Genomic DNA, 12,663 nt, shown 5'->3' with positions numbered 1-12,663 from the left:
GAGCCGACCCCGACGCCCACGGCCGTGTCGGCGGATGCGCTCGCGAAGGCCGTCGTCCAGGTGGTCCACCTGGACGAGGATGGCGAGCCCGGGTGCTCGTTCGGGTCGGGCACGATCCTCGATCCCCACGGGACCGTCCTGACGAACTTTCACGTCGTGGAGTACGAGCCGGACTGCACCGGCAAGCATCTCGGGATCGCGGTCACGTCGTCGACCGACCAGCCGCCGGAGCTTCTCTACCTCGCCGACGTCGTGGCCGTCGACAGCATCCTCGACCTCGCGGTGCTCCGGATCGTCTCGACGACGGACGGTGATCCGGTCGACGCGTCCTTCCCGTTTGTCGCCATGGGGGACTCCGACTCGGTCGAGCTGAGCGATGCGCTGAAGATCCTGGGGTACCCGGCCATCGGCGGGAACACGATCACCTACACCGAGGGCGAGGTGTCCGGGTTCCGCACCGATGCCGGGACCGAGGGGCGTGCGTGGATCAAGACGGACGGAACCATCGCCGGCGGGAACTCGGGTGGCCTCGCTGCCGACGCCGACGGCCGGATCGTGGCGATCCCGACGCTGGCGTCGGCGAACGGCGGTCAGGGCGACCCGACCGACTGCCGGATCCTGCAGGACACCAACGGTGACGGGTCGGTCGACGACGACGACTCGTGCATCCCGATCGGCGGGTTCCTCAACTCGTTGCGGCCGGTCAATCTCGCTGCCGCGCTCATCGCAGCCGCTCCGCAAGCCGATGCGATCCCTCTCGACGAGCTCGTCCAGGGCTACGACGCCAGCACGGAGCAGGTGGGGACATTCACGTCCGTGCGGTTCGCCGAGGACGTCGCCAACGACCAGCCTGTCGGCGAGGGCGTGACCCTCCCGTCCGGGATCGACCAGCTGTGCGCGTTCGTGACGTACGAGGGCATGGCCGCCGGCACACCGTGGAGCGCGATCTGGACCCACGACGCGGTCGTCGACCACGTCGGCAGCACCTCCGGCAGCGAGTGGGATCTCGATCGGTCCGGGGAGACATGGCTGTGCAACGGCCACCCTGGCGAGCCCATGGCCGACGGGACCTGGGGCGTGACGTTCTTCGTCGGGGACTMCACCGACGGGGTCCTGACGGGCATCGTCGCTGTCGGTGACGGGGGCTCCTCCGACGTGAGCATCACCTTCACCAACGCCACGTCGGTGGCTGTCTGCTTCCTGTACGTGGTCCCGAGCGGATCGACGGAGGAGCCTGAGGACCGGCTCGGGCACGAGCAGATCCTGGCACCGGGCGAGAGCGTCGGTGTCTTGCTCGCTCCGGCCAGGTACGGGGTCCTGGCCCGGGACTGCGACTACGAGCCGGTGAGCTTGCTGGACGACGAGCTGCTCGACCGCGACATGTCGGTGGCGCTGGAGTAGCGCCGCGCACACGACGCGTCCGGGWCCCGGACGCGTCGTGTGCGGGCGGTGACGGGGTCAGCGGTTGGAGAAGTTGACCTGGTCAACGTGTCTGGCGGGGAAGGAGCGGTGTGCGCTGGAGGAACAGGACGAGCCCGCCGAAATCGGCGGGCCGCGCCCGACCGAAATGAGAGTCAGTCGCCGACGGTCTCGCTGCCTCGCTGGACGATGAGCGGGTCGACCTCTCCGATGACGTCCTCGTCCTTGCCCTCGTAGGAGAACTGGCTGAGGAAGTACCGCATCGCGTTGAGCCGGGCACGCTTCTTGTCGTTGCTGCGGACGCTGACCCACGGCACGTGGTCGGTGTCCGTGCCGGCGAACATCGCCTCCTTGGCGGCGGAGTACTGCTCCCAGCGGTCGAGCGACTCCAGGTCCATCGGCGAGAGCTTCCAGCGGCGGACGGGATCGATCTGACGGATCGCGAAGCGGGTGCGCTGCTCGCGGCGGGTCACCGAGAACCAGAACTTGGTCAGGTGGGTGCCGTCGTCGACGATCAACCGCTCGAACTCGGGAGCCTGGCGCATGAATGCCGCGTACTCGTCGTCCGAGCAGAAGCCCATCACGCGTTCGACGCCCGCGCGGTTGTACCAGGACCGGTCGAACAGCACGATCTCCCCGGCCGTCGGGAAGTGCTCGACGTAGCGCTGGAAGTACCACTGGCCCTGCTCCGTGGTCGTCGGCTTGGTCAGCGCCACGACGCGTGCGGCGCGCGGGTTCAGGTGCTCCATGAACCGCTTGATCGTCCCGCCCTTGCCTGCCGCGTCCCGGCCCTCGAACACGATGATGTGGCGCTCACCGTTGTCCTCCGCCCAGTACTGCAGCTTCAGCAGCTCGATCTGGAGGCGGTACTTGGCCTCCTCGTACTCGTCGCGGTCCATCAGCGCGTCGTAGGGGTACTCCTCGCGCCAGGTCTCGACCGCCTTGCCGMCCGGGTCGATGAGCACGGGATCGGCGCCCTCGCCGCCGGAGACGCTGTAGCCCTCGGCCACGAGGCGGTCGATGTACTCGCGCAGGTTGTCCTCGGCCTCAGGACGGTAGCCGTCGAGATCACGCGTCGAGTCCATCGCATCCTCCCTGGGTGCCGCCGTAAGCGACTGTATCGACGCGTCCGTCGGAACCACCATCGTCAGGGGTGTCCCGGGGTCCACGGTCCTCCCCCGGTGACGCACGGGTGAACGTTGGCCGGCCACTCGCCCAACACCCTCCCGGCCTGCAGGTTCAGCCACGACGCTCTGACGGTGCCCGATGTCCAGACCCTCCTGCGAGACCTGCGCTCCGGCGCCGTCCCGTCCTCCGCGCTCGTCGCGACGCTCGCCGTCCCCCTGAACGTGGTCGATGCCGACATGCCGGTGCACGAGATCGAGCCACTCTTCTTCGACCCGGCGCTCGTCCGGATCGGCGTCGTCGACCGGCTCGCGGCGGGCCGGATCGGCCTCATCACACGATCGCGGTTCAACGCGGGCATGGCCGGCCGCCTCGGATACGGCCGAGCAGTCCTGACGCGTCGGCCCGCACGCGCCGTGGCCGACTGGGACCCGCTGGTCGTCGACCCCGCGTCGTCCGTCGTGGAGGCGGCCCTGCTCGCGATGGCCCGTCCGCCCGAGTCCCGCTTCGAGGACGTGGTGGTCCGCGCGGAGATCTGGTCGGCGACAGGGACCGCGGAGCTCGTGCACTCGCTCGCCGCCGCGCTCGCCGAGCAGGGCGTGCGGGACCGCACCACCGGCCTCGTCAACCGCCACATGCTCGAGCACACGCTCGACTCATGGGCGCGAGAGATCCAGGGCTCCCGTCGACGCCTGGCTGTCACGCTGATCGACGTCGCGGGCTTCGGCCTGCTCAACGCGATCCATGGACTCCCCCACGGCGACCGCGTGCTCACCACCATGGCGCAGGCGTTGGCGAAGGCCTTCCCGGCAGGCTGCGTGCTCGGTCGGCTCGGGGACGACGAGATCGTCATCGCCGCGGTGCTGCCCGCCGTCCCCGACCAGCGCGCCCGTGAGGTGACCGAGGAGCTGCGTCAGATCGCCCTCCGGGCGCTCGCGACGCGTCCCCCCGGCTTCGCCGACGGCGAGTGGCCGTCGGTCCGTGCCGTCGCCGTCGTGAGCCTGCAGGCATGGGCCGACGGGCCTCTGCTGCTGCAGGAGCTGCACCGGGACATGCGCCGGGAGAAGACATACCGGGCTTCGACGCCGACGTAGGCGCGCGGCGTGGCTCGGTGCACGCGCCGCCGCGACGCGCCCGGCAGACCTGGATCGCCGGCCTGTTCTCGCGCACGAGCGACGGAAAGCGCGTGCACAGGGGCGCAGCACGCACCTAGCGTGTGGCGATGCCGATCGAGCTGACCGCCCTGACGGTCGACGCGCAGGACCCCGCCCGGCTGGCCGACTTCTGGTCCGGGGTTCTCGGGCGCACGCCCGTCGAGGACGGTGACGGGGTGCTGCTGCCCGGGTCACCGGGTCAGCTGGGTCTGCGGTTCAGTCCCAGCCCGGTGCCGAAGGTGGGGCGCAACCGGATGCACCTGCACCTGACCAGCACCAGCCTCGACGACCAGCAGCAGACGGTCGCCGACGCGCTCCGGCTCGGTGCGGGCCACCTCGACGTCGGGCAGCGTCCCGAGGAGGGCCACGTGGTGCTGGCCGACCCGGAGGGCAACGAGCTCTGTGTCATCGAGCCCGACACCTCGTTCCTTGCCGGGTGCGGCTTCCTCGGGGAGCTGAACGGCGTCGGGAGCAGGCAGGTCGGTCTCTTCTGGGCCTCGGCCCTGGGCTGGTCCGTGGTCTGGGACCAGGACGAGKAGACCGCCGTGCAGGCCCCGCGCGGCGGCACCAAGCTCTCGTGGGACGGTCCGCCGGTCCCACCGAAGCGCGGGCGGAACCGCCAGCGGCTCGACCTGCGTCTGGTCGACGGCGACCTGCTGGTCGAGGTGGACCGGATGGTCGCGTTGGGCGCCGCCCGCCTGGGCGACCTCGGGGACGGTGGCATCGAGCTGGCCGACCCCGACGGGAACGAGTTCCGCCTCCGCCGCTGAGGTGGGCGCCCCGGGGTCCGCGGAGGGCGGAGTACGGTGTTCGACGGACGATTCGATCGATCCGGAGGCGCCATGCCGCCGCAACCGAACGAGGGGGCACCGTCCCCTGACGTCACGCCTGACTACGGTCGCGCGGCGGCGCTGCCGTTCGGGACGGGCCCGGCCGCCCTCGGCGCAGACGCCCTGGGCACGTGGCTCGCACTGCTCGGTGCTGACGCCGCCTGGCTCACGTACCGCCATCCTGACGAGCAGCCGTTCGACCCGGGCTACCGCGGCCACTACTTCCGGCAGGACGCAGGCACCGCCGACCCGGACGGTCGCGGCGGGGTGTTCCACCCGGACTTCCGCGGCGGTCGGCTGGCCCGCGCACTGACGATCAGCGGGACCGGCGACGCGCTCCTCGTCCCTCGGCACTGGTCCCACCCGGACGGCGACGGCGCCGTAGGCACGACGAGCGACCTCGACCCGGTGACCGACGCCCAGCTCGCCGGGATCATCGCCGATCCGGAGGACCCCGAGCCCGCGAGGACGGTCTGGGACGGCGAGCACGCGGCGGCGGCGGACCTGCCGATCCCCCAGCACGCCGACGAGAGCCTCCTGATCACCTGGGACGCGACCGGACCGCGGTCACCGCGACCGTTGCTGGACGCGCCGCTCCCGGGGGTCTTCGCGGAGCCGTACGATCCGGCGACGCCGCTGCTCGCGACGTCCACCGCCGCGAACGGCGAGCTCGACGGCGAGCTCGACCGCCTGCTGCTGCGGGCGCCGGTCGCCGGGTCGGTCCGCTTCCAGCGGTACGAGCACGTCGTCCGGCGGCCCGACGGAGGGCTGGCGCTGCGCCGGCCGAGCACGACGGGTCGGCTCGTCCTGCGGACCCGCCCGTTGCCCGACCTGACCGAGTCGCCCCTGCGCCTCCCGCAGCGGTTCGTCGTGGAGAACGTCGACGCCGCATCCCTCGGCACGTGCCTCGCGCCGCTCGTCCTCGACCAGTTCCGCCGGTACGCCGTCCTGGCCGCCGACGGCACCATGCCGCCCGACCTGCCCGGCCAGCTCGGGTGGGTGCTGCGCCTGTGGCTGGCGGTCGCGGACCTCGCACCCTCCGTCGCCACCGTCCCGGGGGCGCTCCTCGGCGCGCTGTCCACGGAGATCACGCCGGGGGCCAGGCCGTCGAAGGGTCGGGTGACCGCGGCCGTCGGTGCGATCGGTGCGCACGACGGGTGGGCCGCGCTGTCCGACTTCGTCGCCCGCGTGTACGGACCGGTCGTGGGGGGCGCGGCCTGGGGCGGCCTCGATCCCGCGCTGGACCTCGACGCGGACACGCCGCTGTCCCCCGCCCAGCTCACCTCGGCGACCGGCGACGTCGTCATGTTCCAGCGGGAGGCGGCCGGGTGGGTGTCGTGCTTCGCCGGCGCGCCGCTCGGCCGGCCGGCCGCGGTCTGGCTGACTGGCGAGGACCGCCAGGAGCCGCTGGATGCGGTGCGCACCCACGCCGTCGGGCTCACGACGTTCCAGGTCGAGGCGCTGTACCAGGCGTCGAGCGCCGCCGCGGGTGGGGACCCGATCCGTGCCACGGGCTCCGCGCGCGCCGCCGGGCCGCTCACCGAGTCGACCCTGCGCGCCTACGCCCGCCCGGCGCACGACCTCGAACCCGCAGGGTTCCTGGCCGTGGTCCGCATCGCCGAGCCGTCGCTGCCCAAGCGCGAGTACACGATGCCGGACTGGCTCACGGAGGTCGTCGTCGGCACCGCCCGACGGGTCTTCCAGCCCCCGCTGCTGGACGCGGGCGAGTACACGAGCCGGGACGACGTCGCGCACGTCGACCACCCCCTCGCGGCGCTGGCCGACTGGCACGGGGTGTGCGACGCCTGGGTGGTCCGAGACCGGCTGAACGCCCTGAACGACGACGGCATGGGCGCACGCTCGCTCGCGTGGTGGGCCGCGCACACTCGGCTCGCCGACCCGAGCGGGCTCTGGCCGKGGTCTCACCTCAAGGGCGAGCGGCTGGACCGCACCGCCCCGACCCCGAAGTCCCCGTACTCCCCCGCGTCGAGCGGGACAGGGGTACGGACGGCGACGCACTCGCGGCACGGCAACGACCTCGGCAACAAGGGGGTCACGGAGGAGGACCGGACCACCGTGCGCGACGGGTGGGACGACGCCGACCTCGCCTCCGTCGTGGTCGCGTCGCAGGCCGTGCGGGACGCCCGCACCAGCTCGCCCGTCCATCCCGCCGTCGTCATGGCGGTGGCGGACACGGAGGGCTACCTGGTGTTCACCTCCGACAACCGGAACCCGCAGAGCTGGGTCGAGCACTTCAGCTCCATGCCGGACAAGAACGCGGCCTTCACCGTCGCCGGCTCACRCTGGCAGCTGTCGTTCATGAACATGATCTCGCGGTGGTCGTGGACTGGCTGGCCGTACGGTCTCGACCTCCTGACGAAGCGCCGGGACTGGGACATCTTCCAGCGCCTGGCGTCGACCGGCGCGCTCCAGGACATGTCCGACCAGTTCCGCTGGGTGATCGACCAGCTCCGGCCCGCCGACCGTGACCCCGCGACGTGGCTGCTCGACCCGGCGTTCGTGCCCGCCGGGAACATCGAGCGCTTCGCGGTCGACCGCCTGGCGGTGCGCTGGTCCACCGACCGCCCGAAGGGGTGGGGTGCCGACCGGCCCCAGCACCGCCGCCTCACCCGTCGGCTCGAACCGGTGGGCCTGGCTCTGCAGGCAGCGATCTTCCAGTGGGTGCACCAGCAGGTGCACACCGGCGTGGGGTACCTGCCCGGCGACGTCTACCACCCGCTGCCCGAGTTCACCGATCCGGGCTCACCCCCGCCGGGCCCCGGCGTCGACTCCCTCGACCCGGAGCGGCGCGACTTCGTCGCCTACTGGGCGCTGGTCTACCTCGCGTTCAACACGACGCCCTCGATGTGGAGCATGTGGGCACGGACGGCCGAGCAKGACCGGACGCGCAGCCCGGCCACCCGGGCCAGCACGCACCTGCTCTTCGGGGTCGACAACCGGCACACCGACATCTCCGCCGACCTCGACACCGCCAACCGGATGCGCATCCTCGGCAACATGTCCCGGTTCGCGGCCGCGCTCGACGCCTACCTGCGGGTCGACTTCTCCGTCGACCGGTTCGACCCGGACGGCCACCTGACCGGGTTCGACACCGTCGACCCGGCGCAGCGGCAGTGGCCGGGGGTGCCCTGATGGCCCAGGGAACCCTTGCTGCCGCGCTGGCCGCGATGGCCTCCGCCGTCGAGTCGCTCGCGGACGACCTCGCCAGCACCGAGGGGACCCGCGCGCTGCTCGCCGACCTCGGCGTCGTCGCGGACTCCGTCCCCGCCGCTCTGCTCGACCTCGGCCCGCTCCTGGCCGACGTCACCGAGCGGGCATCCGACCTGCGGGGCGCGACCGGCGTGGCCGAGCTGGTCGCAGCCGTCGAGCTGTCGACGGCACTGGCGGCACTGAGCCGCGCACTGGTCGGGCTGGGTCCGGCGCTGTCCGCGCAGCTGCCCGTGCAACCGGACGGGACCGACACCGACGAGATCGGCAGGGCCCTGCTCGACCGGCTCACGCTCGAGCACCTCGCGCGCCACGCCGGAGCGCTGCACGAGCTGCTCCGTGCCGTCGGCGGCGTCTCGGACGGGCTGGAACCCGTCGACGGTCTCCCCGACCCGGACGCCCGGCAGGACGACGACCCCCTCGGACCGGAGACCGACCACTTCGACGGGCGGGAGGCCGCCGTCGACGAGCCGACGCCGAACCCGCCGGTCACGCGCCGGCGCCGCCTGGAGCTCKACCGGCTCACCGGCCTCGCCGACGATGTCGCCGGGGCGCTGACCGCGGCGTTCGCCTGGGGTACCGCCGACTTCGACGGCGACGCGGCCCTGGAGCGGCTGGCGGCGCTGGTGCGTGCGCTCGGGATCGACGCAGCCGTGCAGAGTCAGCCTCGGCCACCGGGCGACGTCGACGACGCCGGGACGGTCCGGCGGGCTCTGCACGTCCGCCTCGCGGCGCTCGCGACTCGCACGGGCTTCGACGAGGTCGGTGTCGACCTCGTGGCGCTGCCGCCGACCACCCCGGGCGGTGGCGACGCCGGGCTCGGGATCCGTCCGCCGCGCACCGCGGGCATGTCCGCGGTGCCGGTGTCGGACGAGGTGTCGCTGACCGTCGACGGCACGGGCACGTGGGACGACAGGCTGCTGAGCGTGCGCCCGCCGCTGTCCTTCGCCGTGACCGACGACGACGGACGGCCGGCCACGGCCGCGGGGTTCTCGGTCACTGTGCACCTGCGGCCGTCGGCAGGCGTGACCCTGCTGCGCGAGTCGGGACTCGTGACGCTCGCCGCCGACGGCGTCGACGTGACCACGGGAGTCGTCCTGGCCGGCGGCGAGCCGACCATGACGGTGTCCGCGGCCCTCACCGGCGGCACGCTGGAGCTCGGCACAGGGTCCGCCGACACGTTCCTGCGCCACGTCCTGCCCGCCGACGGGATCGTCGTCCCCTTCGACGTCGGGCTCGCCTGGAGCCGGCAGGGCGGGATCACGCTGATCGGCACGACCGGCCTCGTCATCACCCGCACGCTCACGGTCCGGATCGGCCCGATCACGGTCGACGAGCTGCGCGTGGTCCTGGTCGCAGGACCGACCGGCGACGGGATCCTCACCCTCGACGTCAGCGCGAGCCTGGCCATCGGCCCGTTCGCCGCGACCGTGGAGCACGTCGGGCTCGTCGCCGCCGTGCGGATCACCATGGACGGCGGGAACCTCGGCCTGCTCGACGTCGATCCGCCGGCCTTCCTGCCCCCGGAGCGGGTGACCTTCCGGCTGGACACCGAGGGCGTCTCCGGCGGTGGGTTCGTCGGGTACGACCGCGACCTCGGGCGCTACTCGGGTGGTCTGGTGCTCGACGTCTTCGGGCTGGGCATCAGCGCCGTCGTCGTCGTCGACACCCGGCTGCCGCGCGACCCGGACGGCTGGGCGCTCTTCGCCAGCCTCGGTGCCACCTTCCCCAGCCCGGTACCGCTCGGGTTCGGGTTCACGCTCCTCGGCGTCGGCGGGCTGCTCGCGCTGAACCGGACCATCGACGTCGACGAGCTCGCCGGGGCGCTGCGCACCGGAGCCGCGGACGCGCTGCTGTTCCCGGACGACATCCTCGACGACCCCGACGCGCTGCTCGACAGCCTCGACCACTGGTTCCCGCTGCGCGACGGCACCACGGTCGTCGGGCCGGTCCTGGCGATCGGCTGGGGCAGCCCGACCATCATCACGATCCAGCTCGGCGTGATCGTCGCGATCCCGGACCTGGTCGTCACGCTCCTGGGCAGCCTGGAGCTGTTCCTGCCGACCCCCGACGACGCGGTCCTGACCCTGCACATGGACGTCCTCGGCGCCGTCGACGTCCCCGCGGGCACGATCACGGTCGCCGCCTCGCTCTACGACTCGAACCTGCTCGGGCTCCAGCTCTCGGGCGACATGGGGTTCTACGCGCGCCTCACCGGCCAGCCGCTGTTCGTCCTGTCGGTCGGCGGCTACCACCCCCAGTTCGACCCACCGGGCGCGATCCCGGCCTGGCTGCTCGACCTGCGCGTCATGCGCGCCGCGATCGACCTCGGCGACGGCATCGAGATCGTCTGCGAGTCCTACGTCGCCGTCACCTCGAACACGTTCCAGTTCGGCGGCCGCGTCGAGGTGACCGCCAGCGTGAAGGTGCTGGTCACCACCTACACGGCGCAGGGCTGGTTCGGCGTGAACGTGCTGCTCACGCTCACCCCGTTCGCGATCGTCGCCGACGTGAGCGCCGGGGTCGCCGTGTCGGCCGGCACGAAGGAGCTGTTCGGGGTCGACCTGTACGTGCACCTGGAGGGGCCGCGGCCGTGGTACGCCATGGGCCGGGCGACGTTCCGGTTCTTCGGGCTGAACGTGGACCTGCTGTTCGACGTCGGCTCCACCCCGGGCGGGGCCGTCCGGGGTGTGCACCCCGTCGCCGACGACGTCGTCGCCGCCCTCGCCGACCCGCGTGCCTGGCAGGCCGTCGACGGTGCCGGCGCGTGGACGAGCGGTGTCACCCTCAGCMCMGAGCTGCCGGCCGGGCTCTGGGTCCGACCCGACCAGGCGGTCGAGGTGCGGCAGTCCGTCGCGCCCCTGAACCGCACGATCACGGCGTTCGGTGAGTACGTCCCCGCGGAGCCGACCATCGACGTCACGGACGTGACGCTGGGCGGGGAGCCGGTCGAGGAGCCGCAGTGGGCGCAGGACTGGTTCGCCCCCGCGCAGTTCGACCGGCTCGACGCGGGCGCCCGGCTCTCGATGCCGTCGTACGAGCTCATGACCGCCGGGGTCCGGTTCGGCGACGACGAGGTCGACGTCGGCTCGGACCCGGCTCGCCTGTGCACGTCGGTCAGCCGGGAGCCCGAGCAGTCGGTCTTCGGCGACCGCCGACCCACCCACGCGAGCTACGTGAGCCCGGTCCACGTCGCCGCCGCGGCACCGGTGCGGCGGACGGTCACCGGCTCGACGTTCGCCGTCCGCAATACGGCCTACACGCTGGTGCAGACCGCCACGGGTGAGCGGGCGGGGGCAGCGCTCGCCGACGCGGGCCGGTCGATGCGCCTCACCTACGCCGACGCCGTCACCGTCCTCACGGCACGGGTCGCGGCCGACACCTCCGAGCGCGGGCGACTGCGCGTCGCACCCGCCCACGCCGCGCTCGCGGAGGTGGTGCCGTGAGCGACGACCTGCACTTCMTGCCGTACCTGCGGCGGGGACTCGTGCGCCACGCGCCCACCGCCGACCCGGGGTCGGGCGCCGTGGACCCGGGAGCGATCACGCTCGGGCTGGAGGTGGCGGGCAGCCCGGTCGCCGGCGACGCGCACCTGCTCGGCCCGCACCACGTCGCGGCGCTGGCGCCCTCCGAGATCGTGCGCCGCTCCCCCGCGCCCGGTGCGACCGACGTCGAGACGAACATCTTCCCGCTGGTCGAGCTCATGGAGCCGGACCTCCCCTGGCGCTACCTGCCCGTCGGTCCCGGGACGGACGGGCGCCTGCGGCCCTGGCTCGCGCTCGTGGTCGTCGACACCGCCGTCGAGTACGTCGGCGGCGACGGTGTCCCCGCCTCGCTCGTCGTGCCGCCCGACGCGCTCGACCAGCTGCCCCCGCACGACGACCTGTGGGGGTGGGCGCACGTGCAGTCGGGCGTCCCCGCGGAGGAGGTGCCGGCCGCCCTGACGGCAACCCCCGGTCTGCTGCGGTCCCGGATCGTCTGCCCGCGCCGGATGGACCCCGGTCGCACCTACCGGGCGGCCCTCGTGAACGCCTTCACGATCGGCGCCGACGGCGTCCGCATCGAGCCGGCGTGGGACACCGACGGCACCGACCCGGTCACGCTGACCGTGTACGACACCTGGACCTTCGAGACCGCCGCCGAGGCCGGCGACTTCGAGTCCCTGTGCGACCTGCTGCTGCCCGCCGACGAGGTGCGGCGCCTCGGCGTCCGGGACGTCGACGTGACCGACCCGGGCATCGACGTCGCCTGGACCGTGCAGACGCCCGTGGTCGTCGGGCTGATCGGTGCGCTGGCCGACCCCACCCTGATCGACCAGCGCCCACCGCGTGGGAATGCCGCGTTCGCCGCCGCGGTCGAACCGCTGCTCGAGTCGACGGTCACCCGGGCGCCGGAGCCGCCCGACCGGGCACGGTACGACCCGCTGGTGGACGACCCCGTCGTCGGGCTCCCGTTCCACGGGAGCTGGCCCGCGACCGCGGCGGGTGATCGCGCGCAGTGGGCGACCGAGGTCAACACCCGGAGCGACCGTCGTGCCGCTGCAGGTCTCGGTGCCCGGCTCGTCCGTCGCGCGCAGGAGGAGCTCGTCGCGGCGGCGTGGGACCAGGCGGGCAGCCTGCGCGAGGCGACCGACGAGCTGAACCGTGCGCGGCTCTCCGCCGAGGTGGGACGCACCTGGCTCGCCCGCGTCGCGGAGGTGCCCGGCGGAGACCGGATCGCGCTCGCCGCCCCGCTGCTCACGTACCTGCGGGTGGACGGTGAACCCGCGCGGCGTCGCCTCGCCTCGAGCGACGCGCCCGCGGCCGTCGTGGAGCGCGCGTGGCTGCGCCGGGGGCCGCGCGCCCGCGCCTCCTCCGCAGCGCAGGCCTACCTGGCCGCGACGGCGGGCGGGGCGACCGTCGCGCAGC

General features: G+C 73.3%; 7 protein-coding genes. 6 read left to right on the top strand and 1 reads right to left on the bottom strand.

Features of this window, described 5'->3' with window-relative positions; all coding sequences use genetic code 11:
• The first annotated feature begins 24 nt into the window (after positions 1–24).
• Entirely contained in the window at positions 25–1,401 is a 1,377-nt protein-coding gene (locus tag ACXJKF_RS19045; protein ID WP_456789295.1) for a S1 family peptidase, read from the top strand.
• 173 nt (positions 1,402–1,574) lie between these two features.
• On the opposite strand, the gene ppk2 is transcribed toward ACXJKF_RS19045, so the two are convergent.
• Positions 1,575–2,504 (bottom strand): polyphosphate kinase 2, encoded by a 930-nt coding sequence (gene ppk2 / locus ACXJKF_RS19040; RefSeq protein WP_456789294.1) that lies wholly within the window; start codon positions 2,502–2,504, stop codon positions 1,575–1,577.
• Positions 2,505–2,678: 174 nt separating this feature from the next.
• Between ppk2 and ACXJKF_RS19035 the strand changes: the two genes are divergently transcribed.
• The 5 genes from ACXJKF_RS19035 to ACXJKF_RS19015 all read left to right on the top strand — a co-directional run.
• Positions 2,679–3,638 (top strand): GGDEF domain-containing protein, encoded by a 960-nt coding sequence (locus ACXJKF_RS19035; RefSeq protein ID WP_456789293.1) that lies wholly within the window; start codon positions 2,679–2,681, stop codon positions 3,636–3,638.
• 128 nt (positions 3,639–3,766) lie between these two features.
• Positions 3,767–4,468: a VOC family protein gene (locus ACXJKF_RS19030; protein ID WP_456789292.1), complete on the top strand. Its 702-nt coding sequence runs from the start codon at positions 3,767–3,769 to the stop codon at positions 4,466–4,468.
• Positions 4,469–4,540: 72 nt separating this feature from the next.
• Positions 4,541–7,681 (top strand): hypothetical protein, encoded by a 3,141-nt coding sequence (locus ACXJKF_RS19025; RefSeq protein WP_456789291.1) that lies wholly within the window; start codon positions 4,541–4,543, stop codon positions 7,679–7,681.
• On the top strand, positions 7,681–11,202 hold the full coding sequence (locus ACXJKF_RS19020) for a DUF6603 domain-containing protein (RefSeq protein ID WP_456789290.1): 3,522 nt from the start codon (positions 7,681–7,683) through the stop codon (positions 11,200–11,202). Before ACXJKF_RS19025 ends, ACXJKF_RS19020 begins: the two co-directional genes overlap by 1 nt.
• The coding region (locus tag ACXJKF_RS19015) for a hypothetical protein (protein ID WP_456789289.1) at positions 11,199–12,663 on the top strand (1,465 nt) is incomplete at its 3' end. The genes ACXJKF_RS19020 and ACXJKF_RS19015, both read left to right, overlap by 4 nt.

The sequence above is a fragment of the Cellulomonas sp. P5_C5 genome, assembly GCF_054049655.1.
Note: the sequence above shows the minus strand (reverse complement) of the source record. Positions and strands in the feature narration are given on the sequence as shown.